At 31.0% G+C, this 19,423-nt stretch carries 17 protein-coding genes; 8 read left to right on the top strand and 9 right to left on the bottom strand.

What is annotated here, in order from left to right; all coding sequences use genetic code 11:
- Window positions 1–57: 57 nt before the first annotated feature.
- Window positions 58–1,668, top strand: coding sequence for a PQQ-binding-like beta-propeller repeat protein (locus tag L3J35_02495; GenBank protein ID MCF6365049.1), 1,611 nt, complete (start codon window positions 58–60; stop codon window positions 1,666–1,668).
- Between the two features lie 38 nt (window positions 1,669–1,706).
- Here the strand turns inward: L3J35_02495 and L3J35_02490 are convergent, their stop codons facing one another.
- Complete coding sequence (locus L3J35_02490; protein ID MCF6365048.1) at window positions 1,707–2,786, bottom strand: 3-oxoacyl-ACP synthase III family protein; 1,080 nt, start codon at window positions 2,784–2,786, stop codon at window positions 1,707–1,709.
- 184 nt (window positions 2,787–2,970) lie between these two features.
- Between L3J35_02490 and miaB the strand changes: the two genes are divergently transcribed.
- The 3 genes from miaB to L3J35_02475 all read left to right on the top strand — a co-directional run bounded on the left by miaB (window position 2,971) and on the right by L3J35_02475 (window position 6,965).
- Complete coding sequence (gene miaB, locus L3J35_02485) at window positions 2,971–4,365, top strand: tRNA (N6-isopentenyl adenosine(37)-C2)-methylthiotransferase MiaB (GenBank protein MCF6365047.1); 1,395 nt, start codon at window positions 2,971–2,973, stop codon at window positions 4,363–4,365.
- Window positions 4,366–4,370: 5 nt separating this feature from the next.
- Complete coding sequence (locus L3J35_02480) at window positions 4,371–5,465, top strand: C1 family peptidase (protein ID MCF6365046.1); 1,095 nt, start codon at window positions 4,371–4,373, stop codon at window positions 5,463–5,465.
- A gap of 159 nt (window positions 5,466–5,624) precedes the next feature.
- Window positions 5,625–6,965, top strand: coding sequence for a cyclic 2,3-diphosphoglycerate synthase (locus L3J35_02475; protein ID MCF6365045.1), 1,341 nt, complete (start codon window positions 5,625–5,627; stop codon window positions 6,963–6,965).
- Window positions 6,966–7,074: 109 nt separating this feature from the next.
- Here L3J35_02475 and L3J35_02470 read toward each other — a convergent pair whose 3' ends face one another.
- From L3J35_02470 to L3J35_02445, 6 genes are all read right to left on the bottom strand, one after another.
- Window positions 7,075–7,881 carry a hypothetical protein gene (locus tag L3J35_02470; GenBank protein ID MCF6365044.1) on the bottom strand — a complete coding sequence of 269 codons (807 nt, stop codon included), beginning with the start codon at window positions 7,879–7,881 and terminating at the stop codon, window positions 7,075–7,077.
- Between the two features lie 202 nt (window positions 7,882–8,083).
- Window positions 8,084–8,362: a hypothetical protein gene (locus L3J35_02465; GenBank protein ID MCF6365043.1), complete on the bottom strand. Its 279-nt coding sequence runs from the start codon at window positions 8,360–8,362 to the stop codon at window positions 8,084–8,086.
- Entirely contained in the window at window positions 8,359–8,568 is a 210-nt protein-coding gene (locus L3J35_02460; protein ID MCF6365042.1) for a hypothetical protein, read from the bottom strand. The genes L3J35_02465 and L3J35_02460 overlap by 4 nt, the downstream gene beginning before the upstream one ends.
- Before the next feature lie 160 nt (window positions 8,569–8,728).
- Window positions 8,729–9,577, bottom strand: coding sequence for a Bro-N domain-containing protein (locus L3J35_02455; GenBank protein MCF6365041.1), 849 nt, complete (start codon window positions 9,575–9,577; stop codon window positions 8,729–8,731).
- Window positions 9,578–9,953: 376 nt separating this feature from the next.
- Window positions 9,954–10,271: a nucleotidyltransferase domain-containing protein gene (locus L3J35_02450; protein MCF6365040.1), complete on the bottom strand. Its 318-nt coding sequence runs from the start codon at window positions 10,269–10,271 to the stop codon at window positions 9,954–9,956.
- Window positions 10,250–10,648, bottom strand: coding sequence for a HEPN domain-containing protein (locus L3J35_02445; protein MCF6365039.1), 399 nt, complete (start codon window positions 10,646–10,648; stop codon window positions 10,250–10,252). The genes L3J35_02450 and L3J35_02445 overlap by 22 nt, the downstream gene beginning before the upstream one ends.
- A 195-nt stretch (window positions 10,649–10,843) precedes the next feature.
- Between L3J35_02445 and hypA the strand changes: the two genes are divergently transcribed.
- From hypA to L3J35_02425, 4 genes are all read left to right on the top strand, one after another.
- Complete coding sequence (gene hypA, locus L3J35_02440) at window positions 10,844–11,185, top strand: hydrogenase maturation nickel metallochaperone HypA (protein ID MCF6365038.1); 342 nt, start codon at window positions 10,844–10,846, stop codon at window positions 11,183–11,185.
- Window positions 11,186–11,246: 61 nt separating this feature from the next.
- A complete protein-coding gene (hypB, locus tag L3J35_02435; protein ID MCF6365037.1) occupies window positions 11,247–12,026 on the top strand; it encodes a hydrogenase nickel incorporation protein HypB in 780 nt (259 codons plus the stop codon).
- Between the two features lie 188 nt (window positions 12,027–12,214).
- Window positions 12,215–12,787 carry a YdcF family protein gene (locus L3J35_02430; GenBank protein MCF6365036.1) on the top strand — a complete coding sequence of 191 codons (573 nt, stop codon included), beginning with the start codon at window positions 12,215–12,217 and terminating at the stop codon, window positions 12,785–12,787.
- A 226-nt stretch (window positions 12,788–13,013) separates the two neighbouring features.
- On the top strand, window positions 13,014–13,547 hold the full coding sequence (locus L3J35_02425) for a hypothetical protein (protein ID MCF6365035.1): 534 nt from the start codon (window positions 13,014–13,016) through the stop codon (window positions 13,545–13,547).
- 7 nt (window positions 13,548–13,554) lie between these two features.
- On the opposite strand, the gene L3J35_02420 is transcribed toward L3J35_02425, so the two are convergent.
- Window positions 13,555–15,435 carry a PAS domain S-box protein gene (locus L3J35_02420; GenBank protein ID MCF6365034.1) on the bottom strand — a complete coding sequence of 627 codons (1,881 nt, stop codon included), beginning with the start codon at window positions 15,433–15,435 and terminating at the stop codon, window positions 13,555–13,557.
- Entirely contained in the window at window positions 15,436–19,074 is a 3,639-nt protein-coding gene (locus L3J35_02415; protein ID MCF6365033.1) for a PAS domain S-box protein, read from the bottom strand.
- Window positions 19,075–19,423: the final 349 nt, after the last annotated feature.

The raw sequence follows: 19,423 nt of genomic DNA, 5'->3' as shown, positions 1-19,423 counted from the left end.
TTATATGGAAACAGATGTCTGTTTTCATCTTATTTGTGTACCTATAATTAAAATACTATGAAAACAATAAAATTTGCTTTCCCTTCTGTATTGATAATTGCTTTGATTTATTTTTTATCATTTATTTCTAAACCTGTTGAAGCCAAAATTACGGAAGATGAAGTTATAATTAAAGTTCATAATGACAGTATTGACTCTTTAATAATTGATGTTACCGAGCAATATATAAAACTTAATTCTGATAAAAAATATAAGCCGAGTAATTCATTCAGACCCGGACATGTAAGTGCAACACAAATTAGTAATTATTTGAAAAAAACAGATTACGGTTATGTAATAAATCTCGGAAAAAATACAAATATTCCGACACCGGCTGTTAAAAACGGCGTTGTGTATGTAAGCGGAGGTTTCGGAAGTAAACAATATTATGCATTTGATGCAAAAAGCGGTCAAAATATTTGGGCTGTTAACTTAGATGATGACGGACCGTCTTCTCCTGCAATAAGAGACAGCATAATTGTTTTTAATACAGAATCATGCACAATTTTTGCGTGTAATATAAAAACAGGTGAGCAAATTTGGTCTTGGTGGATGGGAGATCCTTTAATGTCAATGCCGACAATTGCAGGCAATATAGTTTTTTCGGCATACCCTTCCGGTATGAATGCAAAATTAAACATTCAAAGTCAAGGTATAAACTTTAATCAAAAAAACGAGATTATTACTACCGGCAACTCGCAACTAATAAACGATACAACAATTTCAATAAATACCTCCCATGTTTTTGTAGCTTTCGACTTACATACAGGCGAAATTATTTGGCAAAACAGAATTGACGGTGATGTTATGTCTGCACCGGTTGCAAAAGACGAATTTGTTTATGTTACAACCTTTCCGGGAACATTATTTAAGTTTAATCAAAAAACAGGCGAAATTATTTCTGTAAAAGCAATGCGAGCAACATCTGCACCTATGATTGTTGACGGAAATATTTTTATAAGCAAACGTTCCGATTCGGAAGGAGAAAATGTCAGCGAAGGTATTGTTTCGTTTAATTTTGAAAAAGAAAATTCATTAAAAGAACATCATAAAAAATATGCACCATATTTAGATAAAACAGTTCAAGAAAGAACCGAGTTAAAAACTGCTTCTGTTGCCGATGATGCAGGAAACGGATTTGCAGGCGGTGCTCCTTCTAACTCAGGTTGGTATGCTGCAAATGAGAATGTCGGACAATCAAATGTTTCATCTTTGCAATCTTTTCAAGGTTCAAGAACTTTAAACCGAGACGGAAAAAACTACAATACAATGGGAGATGTATTAATTTGTACTGATTCAAGAACAGGAAAAGTTATTTGGGAACATGAAATTTCGGGAGATATGACTAAATCCGGAGGTTTTATGGGAACACCTCCTTTGTCGGTTTCTGATTATATAATTATTGCAACTTATTCGGGGAAAGTTATCATTTCGGATAAAAACACAGGCAAAGAAATAGAAACTTACGATATTAAAGAACCTATTCGTTATCAGCCTGTTGCAGATAAAGGCTGGATATTCGTAACTTCGGCAAACGGTAAATTACATGCGATTAATACAGGTAATAAAAAAATTACCGGATGGTCGCATTGGGGGGCAAATGCCGGAAGAACAAATGAATCCGATTAAACGCAAGATAAATCTTATATCGAACTCAGGGTTTAAAATTATTGCTTATAAACGAATGAATTAATATTCATTCCGGCACCGACTGATGCAAATAATAAAATATCTCCTTTGTTAATACTATGTTTCGGATATTTGTTTTTTAAAATACTGTTGTATAATGTAGGAATTGTTGCAACTGAACTATTTCCTAAGTTAGTTATACTCATAGGCATTATATCTTTCGGCATTTCATTTTTCTTTTTATATAAATGATAAAACCGTTCTACTATAGCCAAATCCATTTTTTCATTTGCTTGATGAATTAATATTTTTTTTAAATCAGATAATTCATACCCTGTTTCGTCAAAAGATTTTTTCATAGCTTGCGGAACATTGGATAATGCGTATTCATATATCTTTCGTCCGTGCATTTTAATGTATTTATCACTTTGGTCAATATTAGGGTTATTTGATTTCCCCCCGAATAAATAATATACCTCTTTTATTGTATCTGATTGCATTGAAAAAGATAATAAGCCCGCTTTCTCATTGCTTTCGACAGCTTCGATTATAACAGCACCTGCACCGTCAGCATAAATCATTGAATCCCTGTCATATTTATCAGAAACTCTTGATAATGTTTCCGAACCGATTACTAAAAAACGTTTTCCGATTTTTGCTTTAATAAATGCGTGAGCCTGTATTATTCCTTGTATCCACCCCGGACATCCAAATAAGATATCATAAGCAACACACGAAGGATTATTAATTCCGATATTATATTTTACACGTGAGGCAATGCTCGGTACAGTATCAGGTTGAACTGAGCCGTGGTGCAAATCTCCGTAATTTTGAGCTAATATAATTTGATCGATAGTCTCTTTATCAATTCCTGCATCATCAATCGCTTTTTGTGCCGCTAAACTTGCAATGTCAGAATTTATTTGATCTTCTTTAACATAACGCCTTTCTTCGATACCGGTAATTTCGTTTACTTTTTTGGTAATTAATTTACCGGGGGCAATTATTTTCTCTTGTTTTTCATCGTAAAAATCTTGATTAACAAAATCTTTATTCTTTTTTACGACTTTCGGTATATAACTTCCGGTTCCCGTAATAACTGTATTGATATATTTCATATTCATTAATCTCTGAAAATAAGCCCGCAAAGTTGCTATTATTATTTAACAAAAACAACAATTAATTTCCTTTAACATATAATAACATTTAACATAATTGTCAAAATATTAATATTATTATATAGAATAGTGATAAGATTTTTTATTTTTGGCAATTCAAAAATATGAAAGATAATATAAACGGATGGAGATTGTTAATTTAAAGAATTATAAAACATCAGAACAAAGGTTAAAACAGGCAAACTTAAAAGGAGATGCCGGCAAATTATATATTGAAACCTACGGATGCCAGATGAATGTTGCCGACAGCGAATTGGTTGTTTCAATTATGATTGATAACGGTTTTGCAATAACTGATGATGAAAAAGACGCAGATATTATTTTTATTAATACATGTGCAGTAAGAGATAATGCCGAAAAAAAAATAAGAAACAGATTAATTGCATTAAATTCTTTAAAGAAAAAAAAACCGGGTTTAATAGTCGGTATCTTAGGTTGTATGGCTGAGCGTTTGAAAGAAAAATTGGTGCAGGAAGAGCAAATACTTGATATTGTTGCCGGACCTGATGCATACAGAAACTTGCCTAATTTAATTAAAGAAGTTGAAACCGGCAGCAAAGCAATTAACGTTCTTCTTTCAAGAGAAGAAACTTATGCCGAAATAAGCCCTGTAAGACGAGACAAAAACAGAGTGTCTGCATTTATTTCAATAACAAGAGGTTGCGACAATATGTGTGCTTTCTGTGTCGTTCCGTTTACAAGAGGGCGGGAGAGAAGCAGAGCCCCGAAAGATATTTTAAAAGAATTAAAGCAAGTTATTTTTGAAGGATATAAAGAAGTTACTTTGCTCGGGCAAAATGTTGATAAATACAACTGGAATAAAGGAGAAGTTAATTTTGCAGCTTTGCTGAAAATGACGGCAGAAGTTGATTCCGATATAAGAATAAGATTTGCAACTTCATATCCGCAAGATTTTAATGATGAGGTTATTAAAACAATGTCAGAACACAAAAATATTTGTAAATATATACACTTGCCTGTTCAATCCGGAAGCAACAATATGCTTGAAAAGATGAAAAGAGGATATACTCGCGAATGGTATTTAAACAGAATTGAAGCAATCCGCAAAATTATTCCCGATTGTGCAATTTCAACCGATATGATTTCCGGTTATTGCGGCGAAACCGAAGAAGACCATCAAGATACATTAAAACTAATGAAAGAAGTTGCTTATGATTTTGCATATATGTTTAAATATTCTGAGAGACCCAATACCTATGCAGCAAGAAATTATAAAGATGATGTTGGTGAAGAAACAAAGAAAAGAAGATTGAGCGAAGTTATTGAATTACAACGTAATTTATCATTAGAAAGCAACAAAAGAGATATTGGCAAAATCTTTGAGGTATTGGTTGAAGGAGTTTCAAAAAAATCTGAAGAATTTTACTTCGGAAGAAACTCTCAAAATAAAGTAATTGTTTTTCCTAAAGGAAAATCAAAAATCGGAGATTATATTAATGCAAAAGTATTATCTTGCACTTCGGCTACACTAATCGGAGAAATTATTAAAGAAAAATAATAAAAATGAAACAAACACTAATCTTACTTATTGCCGGAATTTTCAGTTTAACTAATGTATATTCCCAAAAACATCCTGATTTTACGATAATTAAACAAATTAAAACATCACCTGTTGATAATCAGCAGGGTACAGGCACCTGCTGGTCTTATGCAACAACTTCTTTTATTGAAACGGAAGCATTAAGAATGGGAAAAAAGGAATACAATCTTTCCGAAATGTATTTTGTTTACTATGCTTATCTTAATAAAGCCGAAGATTACACCAAATTTCACGGAAAAGCTAATTTTTCGGAAGGCGGTCAGGCACATGATGTGTTAAATGTTATTAAAAATTACGGATTAGTTCCCGAGTCTGCATATTTAGGACGAGAATATGATTTGCCCTACCATTATCATGTTGATATGGTTAAAAACTTAGAATCAATTGTTATAAATGCAGCAAAAAATGAAAAAGTTTTGGGTGCAGCCTGGTACATGGCATTTAAAGGCGTGTTAGACAGTTATATGGGTGCAGTTCCCGTAAATTTCAAAGTAGGAGATAAAGAATACAACCCTAAATCTTTTAATGAATCCGAAATAGGATTTAAAATTGAAGATTATATTGAATTTACTTCATATTCTCATCATCCGTATTATGAAGAGTTTGATTTGGAAATTCCGGATAATTGGTCGCATGACAGATACTACAATGTTACCATTGATGAATTAATGCAGATTATGGATTATGCTATTGAAAAAGGTTATTCGGTAGATTGGGACGGAGACGTATCAGAAGACGGTTTTGATAACGAAACCGGAAAAGCTGACTTATCGGAGAAAGATATTAAAAAAGTTCAAGACGAAGGTTTTCAAAGATACAGACAAATTACTTTTGAAAATTATAAAACTACTGATGATCATTTAATGCACATAACAGGAACTGCAAAAGATAAAGACGGACGATTGTATTATATTACTAAAAACTCTTGGGGAAATTATAATGATTACGGAGGCTATCTGTTTATGTCAAAAGACTATGTGAAAGTTAAAACAATTGCGATTATGATACATAAAGATGCCGTACCTGCTGATATTGCAAAAAAATGCGGCATTAAATAAGAATTTATATGAACAAAATTTAAAGACTGTCTTTTTAGGACAGTCTTTTTTTATTCATAAAAACAATGTTAAAGAACAGCATCATTTGTTTTATTGCTCAAATATTTTAATTTTGTTTCCGTTCACAAAAACATTTTAATAATTTAAAGTATAACACAAATGGCAAAGAAAAATGTAATTATTATTGGTGCCGCCGGTCGTGATTTTCACAACTTTAACACCTATTATCGCGGTAATGAAGATTATAATGTAGTTGCTTTTACAGCCGCTCAAATTCCTGATATTGACGGAAGAAAATACCCTGCAGAACTTGCAGGTGATTTATATCCGCAAGGAATCCCGATTTATGCAGAGGAAGATTTAGAAAAATTAATCAAAGAACATAATGTTGACGATTGCGTTTTTTCATACAGCGATGTTACTTATATGAAAGTGATGGCAATGAGTGCAATTGTTAATGCCGCAGGTGCAAACTTTCACTTATTAGGACCTGATGACACAATGGTAAAAAGTACTAAACCGGTTATCTCTGTTGTTGCTACAAGAACCGGTTGCGGTAAAAGCCAAACTTCACGTAAAGTAATTGAGTATTTGATGGGTATGGGATTAAAAGTAATCGCTGTTCGCCATCCTATGCCTTACGGTAACTTAATCGCTCAAAGAGTTCAACGTTTTGCTGTTGTTGAAGATTTGAAAAAACATAAATGTACCATTGAGGAAATGGAAGAATACGAACCGCATGTTGTTCGCGGAAATGTAATTTATGCAGGTGTTGATTATGAAGCAATTGTAAGAGCTGCCGAAAAAGATCCTGACGGATGCGATGTTATTCTTTGGGACGGCGGAAATAATGATTTCTCATTTTATAAACCTGACTTAACCATTACAGTTGCCGATCCGCACAGACCGGGAGATGAATTGTCATATTACCCCGGAGAAGTAAACTTAAGACTTGCTGATGCCATTGTTATTAATAAAATGGATTCTGCATCTCCCGAAGGTATTCAAACCGTAAGAGAAAGTATTGCGAAAGTAAATCCGAAAGCGGTTGTAATTGACGGAGCATCTCCATTAAGAGTTGAAAACTACGAAGTCATTAAAGGCAAAAGAGTTTTAGTTGTTGAAGACGGACCTACTTTAACGCACGGTGGAATGAAACTCGGAGCAGGAACTGTTGCAGCACTTAAATTCGGAGCAGGTAAAATTGTTGACCCGAGACCTTTCGTAGTCGGTAAATTAGCTGAAACTTTTGAAATTTATCCGAATATCGGTGAATTAATGCCGGCAATGGGTTACAGTGATGAACAATTAAAAGATCTTGAAACTTCAATTAACAATACCGATTGTGATGTTGTTGTTATCGGAACGCCTATTGATTTAACCCGTATTATTAACATCAAAAAGCCGACTGCAAGAGTATTTTATGACCTTCAAGAAATCGGAAAACCTGATTTAGACGGTTTATTAACTGATTTTGTTAAGAAACATAATTTGAAGTAAAGCAAATACAAATAATTGAAAAATGCCGTACTGATGTACGGCATTTTTTGTAATGTATTGAAAACTATAATTGGGATTAACGGATTACTAAACGGCGTTTTAATGTAGTTCAGGTTTTGTTAGCTACTCCCTTTTTAGGTTTTAAAATCATTATATCAAATGGCCCTCCAACATTCTTTACAGTTCCCCAATTTGAATAAACAGCTCCAATAAAATCTAACTTGAACTTGTAAAGATTCTTAATTGTATCTTCATTTTTTTCTTTATTGGTTTTGAAGTTGGGATGTGAAAATATTTCGTCAAAGGTTTCATCAAGTTTTTTCCAAGCGGATACATGGATTTTAATATCTCCATTTCTATATGTTTGAGTCCCGACAAATTGTATGGAATTCCATTCTTTTTTATCCCACTTGAATTCCCCAGGAAAATCTCGCCCCAGAAAATCGTCTGCTACATTTCCAAATTTCCAAGTGATGTTAGTGTATTTATTCTTCTCTGGGTTCCATTGGCAATTGGAAAAATGGAAAAATTCAGGAAGCGAATTTTCATTAAACCCTGACAAATGGAAACCTGATGCTTCATTTCTTAAATGGTCAGTATGCATATATTTGTTTAATCTATCTCTTAATCTTTCAGAAAATTCGAGGAGTGTTTTACAGTCTGAATTGTGGCGAATAAAATTAGGTATCCAAGAAGAAAGTAATTCGTAATTTTGCGATTTATTTTTGGCAATAGCATTCCCCCAAAAGGAAACACATGAATTTAGATATTCAATTTTAAATAATTTTTTCCCAGAGTTATACTTTTTCTTTGGATTTAATTCCTTTCTATATGTTAACCTTCTGTCAGCACATGCAACGATATATGCTTCCTTTTGATTTCTTTTAATATGAATGTCATTAATTATTAAAGTCATTTAATCTTATATTTGGTTTCACCTAAACATGTATAAACCAATGTACACCCCTTTCTATTGCGATTATTTCGATTATACCTGCAAGGCTATTTTGAGCATCGAATATATTGTTTTTAATTCAATTAATCAAATTTCATTGATCTAGAAAATGATAAAAACATTAGAGGAAATAAGATTCCAGCAATTTTTGAAGATTAAAATATTAATAGACATCCCCTCTGAAACCTATTGTCATAACCGATGCAATTATTATCTCGTTTTGTTCTAATTGAAAAACAATACGTATGTTTCCTTTTCGAATTCTGTAATATCCCTTATAATTACCTCGCATCATTTTTAAATCAATATTAATATCTTCCGATAATATAATTCTTCGCAAAGAAAATATTACAAGTTCACTAACTTCCTTTTGACTGATAACAGATTGATTTTTCTTCAGAAATTTATCCGACTTTTTGGAATAGTTTATTTTTACCGTCACAGTTTTGTAGTTTCACTGTTAACAATCTCATTTGTATCGGGGTCTTGTAGTTCTTTTTCAATTTCTTTTTGTTCTTCTTCAGAAACAAAATCAATATTAGAAGGTTCCGGATATTTCTTTTTTATGGTAATATTCAATTTTAAAAGCAATTTTCTTAAAAAATCAGCTTCTTTTTTGTCTTTTGCTTGTATAATAATTGTTTCCATAGTTAAAAATAGTGTTTTCTGTATTGCTAATGATACAAAGTTACAAAATTATTTCAGAATAGTTACATACTTATTTTTTCCTTTTTAATAAAAATACATCCGGATACTGACATATATCATAGCCGGTAATATTTAATATTGGTTTTGGTAACTTTCTTGATTATTCTTCAATACTCTCATCTCTATCATCTTTTTTTAGCTGTAATTCTTTGGCATTTTTAGAAGACACAATTGATCTACCTGTTTGTTTCTCAATTTCTAATCGTGCTTTTTTCGCAGCATTACCTCCTTTTTGGGCTACATCTTTATTCTCTTCTATACCTTTTGGTTTTTTTGCTTTCGATATTTCAGTAACCGATGCTTCTGCCAACATATTTAAAACTAATTCTAAATTAGTCATATTATCTCGCAAGTTTTCTTTTTTAAGTCCTTTTAATTTTTTGTATGATTTTATATCTCTATCTGCCCAAGCTTTTGTTATTTCGTTGGTTAATATCGCATACTCTAAACCTTCTTTCATTCCTCTTTCCTGCCACTCATCAGTTAGTTCTTTTCTAACCTCAATACTTTTTAAACGTTGATTTATCCATTCTTTAGAGTATCCTTTTTTAAGGTAAATTTCCATTGCTCTGTCAAAAGCTAACTCCGGATCTTCTGTTTCTTCAATTCTTTCATAACCCACTTTTGCCAGCCAAAGTTTAAAAGGCTCAGCCTTTGGTGACGGAATAGATTGAATTAAACGAAGAAGTTGCTCTGTATCTGCAACATCTGTTTTGTAAAATTTCCCGTCTGCAGATTGCATTTTCAGTTGACTACAATTTGTAGCCAACTCACTACCCTCCTTTTTAAGTCTGGTCTTTAATACACTCCAATATTTTCTTGGATTTAAACTTTCAGTCAAAATTCCGACTATATCAATAATTGAGAAATACCATTTTTCATTATCTTCATCCCAATGTACACGTACTCTTTGGTCTTGAAATAATCTTATTGCATTTTCTTTTGTCATATAATATTTTCAGAGTAGTATTCAAGTCCAAAGATAATCTTTTTCGGTTATTTTTTTCTAAATGAATGACATATAATAATGACAATAATTTAAAACAATCATAAAATATATCCGGATACTGACATATATCATAGCCTATAAGTTTTTTTTGGCTTACTTTTGAACAAAAGATAAGAAGCATGCACGAGATGTCAATTGTAGCAAGCATTGTTGAAATTGCCGAAAGCGAGGCAAAGAAAGCAAATGCAAATAAGATAACATAATTAGAAATGGATATAGGAACTGTTGCAGGTATTTAATCGGATGCTCTGAACTTATGATAGTTGTTTAGCACTTCAAAAGTGTAAACAACTTTTTTTATGGTTTATGTAGATTATTAAGCAACGTTTATATTTATTGTTTTACCGTATTTTTTAATTTCATTTACCAAAGGATTTCCTTCATTAAAATCACTTTCTTTTATCGGGTGGGGTTCAATTCTGTTGTCAATTTTTCTTCGCAACTTCATTAATTCAAGTTGAATATTCATAAGGTTATCATAATCTTTCAGTATTACTGCTATATCAATATCACTGTCAATATGATACGAACCTTTTGCGTAAGAGCCGAAAAGAACTATACTGACGCAGTCGTATTTTTCTGCAACTTTTGTTGCAAATTCATTTACGATATTTATAATTTCAGTCTTATCCATTCTCTTATTTCATTAATTCGTTCAATCCAAAGTTTTGTAAATTCTTTTGTACATTGCTTATAGAATTCACGTTTAAAATCGTCATATCTTGCATTAATATTAAATAATGAGATTGCATCTAACCAATCTTTATACTCTTCTGTTAGTTCAAGTTCACATTTTTCAGCAATTCTTAATAAATTATGGATTGGCGGCGAGTGTTTCTTTTTAACTTTAACAAAGTATGCTTTTAATAATTTCTCTGTAGAAATATGACCTAAAAATAATGCCCAATGATAAGTTTTAGATTTAAACAAGGAGTTCACAGCATCAAAATCTTCATCAGATGTTTTTATCCAATGGCTTACTATTTTTCCAATATCTATTTCGTTACTCATTAAACAATTTGTTTTTACAAATATACGAAATATTTAATTTATCTTTACTATTAACATGTGTTCAATATAAACGAAATTATTTTTGAATAGTCACATGATAATCTTTCCCCGGTTTATAAAAATATATCCGGATACTGACATATATCATTTCCGGTAAGTTTTTTTTGACTTAACTTTGAACAAAAGATAATAGGTATGCACGAGATGTCAATTGTGGCAAGTATTGTTGATATTGCTGAAAGTGAAGCAAAGAAAGCAAATGCAAATAAGATTACAGAATTAGAAATGGATATAGGAACAGTTTCAGGCATTGAATTGGATGCTTTGAACTTTGCATTCGACAGCATAAAACCAAGAACAATGCTGAAAGATGCCGAAATAAAAATTAATATCATTCAGGCAAAATCAAAATGTGTAGATTGCAAGCATGAATTTAAAACCGAAAATGTTTATACCTTGTGTCCCGAATGCGATTCATACAAAACAGAAATATTACAAGGCAAAGAGATGAAAGTAAAATCAATTTTAGTAGATTAAAATAATCAACAGTCAATAACCTGCACTGAGCAAAGTCGAAGTGCAAATAAACATTTTTATTATGTGTACAACTTGCGGTTGCGAAGGCGACGGAAACAAAATAACAATGACGGTATTCGGTGAAAAAGCCGAAACAAATGCACATGAGCACAATCATTCTTACGGGCATCACCACCACGAGCACAGTCATTCTCATCAAATAAATTTGGAAACGGATATTTTAAGTCAAAACAATCTTCTGGCAGAACGAAACAGAGGTTATTTTGAAGCAAAAAATATCTTTACGATTAATATGATGAGTTCTCCGGGTTCGGGAAAAACAACTTTGCTTGAAAGAACAATCAAAGATATAAAAGATAAAGTTCAATTATACATCATTGAAGGCGACCAACAAACGATGAATGATGCTGAGCGAATAGGCAAAGCCGGAGCACCTGTTATTCAGGTCAATACCGGAAACGGTTGCCATTTGGATGCGGATATGATTAATAAGGCTGTTAAAAAGTTAGATGTTAAAGATAACTCAATTGTCTTTATTGAGAATGTGGGGAATTTAGTTTGTCCGTCATTATTTGATTTGGGAGAAGCCAAACGGCTTGTGATTATGAGCACAACCGAAGGCGAAGATAAGCCGATAAAATATCCGACCATGTTTGAAAATGCTGATATCTGCATCATTAATAAAATAGATCTTCTGCCTTATGTAAATTTTGATATGAAAGCAGCAAAAAACTACGCTCTTCGGGTAAATCATCATTTAGAATTTATTGAAGTTTCTGCAACGACAGGCGAGGGAATGGATAAGTGGTATGAGGCATTATTGAAAATGCAAAAAGCATAAATATCTTCGCAAGTTACGGTGTGAATAAATCGGTAAACTACAGGAAATATTTACTGTTTTCTCAAATAATTCATACCGTAACTATTATTCTTCTATTTTTGCAGATAAATTAAACAGATTTGAAAAGATTTATTCAAAAAATAAAAAGAATATCAGCAATAATAATATTGTCGATTTTTACTTTATTTATTGTTTCCGAAAATATTTTTAAAGCTCAAAAGAAGTTATGTTATAATGATATTGATGAAATACCGAAAAATAAAGTCGGTTTATTGCTCGGTACTTCAAAATATATCGGTAAAAGTTTAAATTACTACTATAAATATAGAATTGATGCTGCTGTTGAACTCTACAAAAAAGGCAAAATAAAATACATACTTGTCAGCGGAGATAACTCGGCAGCAAGTTATAACGAACCGCAAACATTTAAAGATGATTTGGTAAAAAGAGGAATTCCTGCCAAACGTATTTATTTAGATTATGCCGGTTTCAGAACTTTTGATTCGGTTATTCGAAGCAAAGAAGTATTCGGACAAGAAAGCATTACATTTATTTCGCAACAGTTTCATAATGAGCGAGCTATATTTATTGCGAAACATAACGGAATAAATGCCGTAGGGTATAATGCAAAAGACCTTCACGGAAGAAACGGTTTAAAAACACGAATCAGAGAAAGGTTTGCTCGTATAAAAGCAATACTTGATGTTTTTATTCTTTGTACAAAACCGAAATTTTTAGGCGAGAAAATTATTATTGAATAATTTCGTCAAAGTAAATTGCTGTTTTTTTTAAAAAACAAAACGAAAAACAAGACTTTCCCAAGTTATTAACAATTTTTCGTCAAATTGTTAATAAAAAGCATGTTTTAAAAAATAATAAAATGATAAAATAGTATTTATTTTGGTTTATGTGATTTTTACTGTCTTTTATGCGTTTATCATTTCTGTTGCTCATAATAACATAACAAATTTTAAAATACTTTTTTTGATGAAAACCGGAATTCTTTTTTTTATCTCGCTTTTTTTTACGTTTAATAATATTTTCGGACAGGATATTGCTGATATTCAGACTGAACCGGAGTTGCTTCAAACATGGACAGAATTTAAAAAAGCTGTTAAAAATTCAGATAAAAGTTCTTTAAAGAATATTTGTACTGATTCGGTTAAGTTTTCTATGCAAATGGGAGATTTGAAGTTGTTAGCTTCTGCAGCCGATGAGTTACCTTCTGCAAACGATAAAAAAGTTATTATTGATTTTGATAATTTTTTCTATCTGAAATTTGATGAATTTTATACTTATGAAATGCCTCAAATTTTTGACGATAATGTTATGGCAAGGCTTGATGATGAAAGCAAAATGCGGATTATAAGATCTAATGAGCCTGATGCCGACTTTAAATTTTTTATTACCGTTACCGATTCTGACCCTGAAGACGGTTTTGTATCAGGCAACGAAATAGTATTGCGTTTTAAAAAAACAGGAGGTAATTTTCTTTTTTCAGGAATAGATACAATTCAGTAATAAAGCTTTAGTTTTTTATAAATTCAGTTTTATAAGGTATAGTTAAATAAAAAGTTGAACCTTTGCCTTTTTCGGATGTCAGCGTAATTTTGCCTCCTATTAATTCGGCATTTTCTTTTGCAATGGATAAGCCTAAGCCTAAGCCTCCCGCTTGTTTTGAAATAGTTTCTTCTTCTTGCGAAAAACGTTCAAAAATTTGTTCTTGTTTTTCAGAGTCAATTCCTATTCCGGTATCTTTTACAAAAATTTGAATTTGATTGTGGTTTAAGGAGTAGCCGAACTCAATATAACCTTCATTTGTAAATTTTAAAGCATTTTCAAGCAAATTACTAAGAATTTTACTTAATTTAGAGTCATCGGTTATAATGAAACTTTCTTTGTCGGGAAGTCCTTTTTTGAAATATAACGGAATTTTGATTTCTTTGGCTTTAATACTGAAAATAGAAAACAGTTCTAACAATAAATCGTTTAAACAAATTTTTGATTCATTTGTTTTTACTTGTTTTGTTCCGAGTTTTGAAATTTCAAGTATATCATCAATAATACGCATTAATTGTTTTCCGCTGTTTTGAATAATGTTGATGTAGTTTTTTAATTTTTGGTATGACAGATCAGGATTGTCGAGAAGTTGTGAGAAGCCAATTATTCCGTTCATCGGAGTTCTGATTTCGTGCGACATATTATTTATAAACTCGGTTTTTAACCTGTCGCTTTCTTCTGCTCTTTCTTTTGCTGAAATGAGTTTATCTTCAGCTTTTTTTCTTTCGGTAATATCAACAAAGCTTGTAATTATCTTATCTACTTTGCCGTTCTCAGTAATGGGAGTTTTTGTTGTTTTTGTATGTATAGTATTAGTTCCTATTCTTGTAACTTCTTGTACTTTAAGCTCTTTACCTGTCTTAAAAACTTTTTTGTATTCTTTTATTACTCTTTCAAAAGGAAGATCAAAAGCTTTATATACTTTTTTACCTATGATATCTGTTGAGAGGCTAAGACTTTTTAAGAGTTTAAAAAATGCTGCATTTGCAAAAATTATTTTATAATCTTTATCTATTATGTGTAAAGGCTCACTTAATGAATTTACGGTTTTTTGATAAAACATTTCCGCTTTTTTTCTTTCGGTAATATCTCTTACTATGCCTTCAACACCTATATAATTCCCTTTGTCGTTCAATATTATATTGGCGGTAGTTTCAACATAAATTTCTTTTCCGTTTTCACTTGTCAGCATTGTACGGTAGTTTTCTACTTTGCCGAATTTTTTAAGCAAAGAGACAAATTTATTTCGTTCGTCTTCTGTTTTATACAAAATATTGAGCGAACGCCCTATTACTTCATCGAGGTTTTTGTAACCGAATATTTTAAGCCCCGAGGGACTGAGCATTGTTAGATTTCCGAATTGGTCGGCTCGATAATAAATATCTATAAGATTGTCAATAATATTTTTATATTTTTCTTCACTTTCTTTAAGGTCTTTTTTTGTTTTTTTATGTTCTGTTATGTCATTTCCTGCACTTAAAAGAGATATGATTTTACCTTTTTTATTTTTAGTTGTTGTGTTATGCCATAAAATTAATCTTTCTTCACCTGTTTTTGTTAAAACAGGATTTTTATAAAAATCAATATTATCTATTTTTCCGTTAAATAATTTTTTGAAGGCAGGTAATATTTCGTTTTTTGTTTTTTCAGGAATGAAGTTGTCAAACCAGTTTTTCCCTATTATCTCGTTTTCTTTACTCCCTAAAAGTTTGCAAGCTTTTTTATTTGCAAGAATAATATTTCCGTCAGAGTCGAGTTCAATAATAATTTCTTCAGATAAATCTAATAGAATTTTTAATTTATTTTCTTTACAGCAAGTTTTATTATTGCTTTTTTGACTTTGTTTCATTTAATTAAGATATTTATTAATAATCGAAATTAATGTTTCTTGTTTAATCGGTTTTGATATATAGTCATCACATCCGGCAGCTTTTGCTTTATTTTTATGCTCGGGAGTAGAATATGCAGTTTGAGCAACGACAGGAATGTCGGGATGTATTTCTTTTATTAGTTTTGTTGCTTCATAGCCGTTCATTACAGGCATTTTAATGTCCATAAGAATTAAGTCGATATCTGTTTTAGCTTTGCAAATTTCAACAGCATCTTTACCTGTTTTGGCGTGTATTATTTTACAGTTAATATCAAATGTTTCTATTAATGTTTCAATGTATAAAAAATTTATTTCTTCATCTTCAACAATTAATATTTTGTTTGATTTTAAATCTTTGGGTTTCTTTTTTTTCTGTTCAATTTCATCTGTTGTAACAGTTACGGGTTTATAAGGAATTGTAACTAAAAAAACAGAGCCTTTACCTTTTTCAGATTTTACGGTAATTTTTCCGCCCAGAAGTTCTGCATTTTCTTTTGCAATAGATAAACCTAAGCCTAAACCTCCGACTATAGCGGATATTCCTTCGTCTTCTTGTGAGAATCTTTCAAATATTGTTTTTTGTTTCTCAGGTTTAATGCCTATTCCTGTGTCTTTTACATATATTTCAATTTTGTTGTTAATAATATTGTAGCCGAATTCAATATAACCCGTATTGGTAAACTTTAGTGCATTTTCTAATAAATTACTGAGTATTTTATTTAGTTTTGATTCATCGGTAGTTATTGTACTTTTTTTGTCCGAGAGCCCTTTAATTAAATATAATGGTGTTTTGTTTTCTTTTGCTTTTATATCAAATATCGAGAACAGCTCATAAAGTAAATCATTTAAACATAGTTTATGTTCTGTTGCTTTAATTTGCTTGGTTCCGAGTTTTGAAATTTCCAATATATCATCAATAATTCTCATTAGTTGATGCCCGCTGTTTTGAATAATACTGATATAGTTTTTGAGTTTTTCTGCTGTTAAGTTCGGAGTATTAAGCAGTTCGGAGAAACCCATTATTCCGTTCATGGGTGTTCTGATTTCATGCGACATATTATTAATGAAATCGGTTTTTAATCTGTCACTTTCTTCGGCTTTTTCTTTTGCTTTAATAAGTTCTTTATTTTTTGTGTCTAATTTATTGTAGGCATCTTTAAGTTCTGAAATGTCTGTAACCATTGCAAAAGAACCGATTCTTTCTTTCTCTGAATTGTAAATAGGTGTTGTTTTGAATAAGCAGGGAGTAACTTTTCCGGAACTTGATAAAAGTTCAATTTCATAATTTGAAGAAATTCCTTTTGCTCTCTTTTTTAATTGCTCTTTAAAAATTAGAGAATTTTTTTCATCAACGAAATTGAATATTGATTTGTCAATGACTTCTTTTTCGGTAAGACCTAAAATTTTGCACATTTCTTTGTTTACATCAAGAGTAATTGAGTTTGTGTCAATAATCCACAGACCTTCGTTAGCCGTGTTCAGGATATTACTGAGGTATATTTCGTTTTCTTTTATTGTTTCGTGTGCAAGTGACAGTTGTTTTTTTGTTTTTTTCTCAGCTGTAATATCTTCTTTAATTGCAATGAAGTTAACTATTTTGCCGTCGTTATTTTTTAAAGGTGTAATTCTTACTTTTTCCCAAAACAGTTCCCCTTTTTTTGTTATATTATGAAACTTACCTTCCCACTCTTTTCCGTTAGTAATAGTTTTCCACATTTTTTCATAATATTCTTTTTCTTGTGTTCCTGCTTTAAGAAAGTTTATGTTTTTTCCGAGTGTTTCTTTTTTAGAATATCCGGTTAATTCAGAGAATTTGGGATTTGTGTATTCAATCAATCCTTCGGTATCGGTAATGACGATAGAATTTGCACTTTGTTCTACTGCCATCTTTAATTTAATTAGTTCTTTTTCTGTTTTTTTTCTGTATGTTATATCTCTGTCAACACCTCTGTAGCCGAGTAAGTTGTTGTTTGAATCAAAGAAGGGAACACCTCTGGTTTCAAGAATAATTTCATTTCCTTTTTTGTGGATGTTAATATTTTCGATTTTATTTATCGGTTTTCCTTGTTTAATAATATCTGTAAATATTTTATTAATTCTTGTTTTTTCATATTCGGGCATAAAGTCGAAAGGTGTTTTTCCGAGGATTTCATTTTTTGTGTAGCCTAATATAGAAAATGCATTTGGACTTGAATATGTATATACTCCGTTTCTGTCAATTTCCCATATCCAATCATTAACTGTTTCAACAATTGTTTTAAATTTAGTTTCGCTTTCTAATTTGGCTGCTTCTGCTTTTTTTCTTTCGGTAATATCTCTTATTGCACTAAATCTTAGTTTTTTGTTTTTATGGTAGTATGTAATTCCTTGAATTTCGGCATGGAATTTTGTTCCGTCTCTTTTTATTGCAATAACTTCATAGGGTTTTTTATAATCGTTCTTAATATTGTTAATAACAATTTGCTTGCTTTCTTCATCAAAAATTTCAGTTGCAAATAGTCCTACTGCTTCTTCATCAGAATATCCGAACATTTTTGAGGCGGTTTGGTTTTGTTCTATGCAATATCCGTTTTCTGAAATAAATATTGCTTCAAAGCTTGCATTTGAGAGTAATTTATAGCGTTGTTCACTTTTTTTAGCTTTTTCAACGGCTTTAATAAGTTCGTCATTTTGGGTTTTATATTCTTCGTTTAATGCTGCATATTCTTCATTTTGTTTTTTTATTTTTAAGTCGGTTTCTCTTTGTTCTGTAATATCCGTAAAAAATCCGATATTATATTTTACATTATTTATAACATAGGAGGTTGTGTTAATGTTTGTGTAAATAATTGAGCCGTCTTTTCTTAGGCAAGGCAAATTTGGGGCTAATGTTTTTTCTTTTTTTGCCTGAGCTTCAAATTCTGCAATTACACTATTTAATGATTCTTTAGGATGAATATTATTAACACTCATCTTTTTTAATTCATTTTCGGTATATCCAAGCAATTTACATATTGCCGGGTTTGCAAATTGGAATTTTCTTGTTTTAACATCTGCTACTAAAATACCTATTGAGGCATTATTGAAAAGAACCGAAAACTTTTTTTCATTTTCTTCGGCTTTTTCTTTTGCTTCTTTTAGTATTTTATTTTGTACTTTGTATTCTGCACTTAATGATATAAATTCTTCAATTCGGGTTTTTAGGTTTTCTTCTGCTTTTTTTCTTGTCGAGATGTCAAAAACAGTAGTAAACAAATGAAGTTTGTTGTTAACTTTAAGCGGAGATGCATAAATTTCGACATCTTTAATAGTGCCGCCTGCTAATTTATGTTTAAATTGTAACAGGTTTGACTTTTTTGAGATTGCTTCTTTCATCAGCTTATCAATCTCATCGGCAGATAAAGTATTTAAATCATATATTGATTTTTTAAGTAAATCTTCTTTTTTATATCCGTAAAAGTTAATTGCAGCATCATTTGCATTTATAATTTGTTTTGTTGAAGTATCAACTTCGAGCATTACAGCTTTATTGTTTTTAAAAAAGCTGTTAAATTTTGTGTCATATTCATTATCGGATAATTTTTTGAGAAGAAGTTTATTTTCTTTTTCCAATTCTGAGTATGTCGGTTTTTTTTTCATTTTTTTGTGAAAATCATGGTTTTGCCAGTGGTCTCTTTTTAATATACAGTAAATATAGTATTTTTTTTTTGCTTTAGCAAATTTGGTTAGTTCGGATATTTTTGACAGAGTAAAGATTATTTCAAATAAAAAAAGAGGTTTCTCGTAAAAGAAACATCTTCGTACTCTGAGCAATAGATACTGACTTTAAAATTTTAATAAAATATACTATCTTTAAATCATTTACTTAGGGCTTGCTGAAAAACGCTAATATATTTATTTTTCAGTCATTTATAAGATTATTTACATATACAAGTGCAAGGTTTTTAATTCATTTCGCCCTATTTCCCTGCACTTGTGTAAAATATTT

Source organism: Bacteroidales bacterium, from assembly GCA_021648725.1.
Lineage (GTDB): Bacteria > Bacteroidota > Bacteroidia > Bacteroidales > JAADGE01 > JAADGE01.
Note: the sequence above shows the minus strand (reverse complement) of the source record. Positions and strands in the feature narration are given on the sequence as shown.

What these genes read in the sequence shown, in the direction of transcription:
- L3J35_02460 (MCF6365042.1), bottom strand. Translation starts at nt 8,568, where the DNA reads ATGGAAACAATTATTATACAAGCAAAAGACAAAAAAGAAGCTGATTTT.
- L3J35_02470 (MCF6365044.1), bottom strand. Translation starts at nt 7,881, where the DNA reads ATGACTTTAATAATTAATGACATTCATATTAAAAGAAATCAAAAGGAA.
- miaB (MCF6365047.1), top strand. Translation starts at nt 2,971, where the DNA reads ATGGAGATTGTTAATTTAAAGAATTATAAAACATCAGAACAAAGGTTA.
- L3J35_02420 (MCF6365034.1), bottom strand. Translation starts at nt 15,435, where the DNA reads ATGAAACAAAGTCAAAAAAGCAATAATAAAACTTGCTGTAAAGAAAAT.
- L3J35_02490 (MCF6365048.1), bottom strand. Translation starts at nt 2,786, where the DNA reads ATGAAATATATCAATACAGTTATTACGGGAACCGGAAGTTATATACCG.
- L3J35_02450 (MCF6365040.1), bottom strand. Translation starts at nt 10,271, where the DNA reads ATGGATAAGACTGAAATTATAAATATCGTAAATGAATTTGCAACAAAA.
- L3J35_02445 (MCF6365039.1), bottom strand. Translation starts at nt 10,648, where the DNA reads ATGAGTAACGAAATAGATATTGGAAAAATAGTAAGCCATTGGATAAAA.
- L3J35_02475 (MCF6365045.1), top strand. Translation starts at nt 5,625, where the DNA reads ATGGCAAAGAAAAATGTAATTATTATTGGTGCCGCCGGTCGTGATTTT.
- L3J35_02495 (MCF6365049.1), top strand. Translation starts at nt 58, where the DNA reads ATGAAAACAATAAAATTTGCTTTCCCTTCTGTATTGATAATTGCTTTG.
- L3J35_02425 (MCF6365035.1), top strand. Translation starts at nt 13,014, where the DNA reads ATGAAAACCGGAATTCTTTTTTTTATCTCGCTTTTTTTTACGTTTAAT.
- L3J35_02415 (MCF6365033.1), bottom strand. Translation starts at nt 19,074, where the DNA reads ATGAAAAAAAAACCGACATACTCAGAATTGGAAAAAGAAAATAAACTT.
- hypB (MCF6365037.1), top strand. Translation starts at nt 11,247, where the DNA reads ATGTGTACAACTTGCGGTTGCGAAGGCGACGGAAACAAAATAACAATG.
- hypA (MCF6365038.1), top strand. Translation starts at nt 10,844, where the DNA reads ATGCACGAGATGTCAATTGTGGCAAGTATTGTTGATATTGCTGAAAGT.
- L3J35_02455 (MCF6365041.1), bottom strand. Translation starts at nt 9,577, where the DNA reads ATGACAAAAGAAAATGCAATAAGATTATTTCAAGACCAAAGAGTACGT.
- L3J35_02480 (MCF6365046.1), top strand. Translation starts at nt 4,371, where the DNA reads ATGAAACAAACACTAATCTTACTTATTGCCGGAATTTTCAGTTTAACT.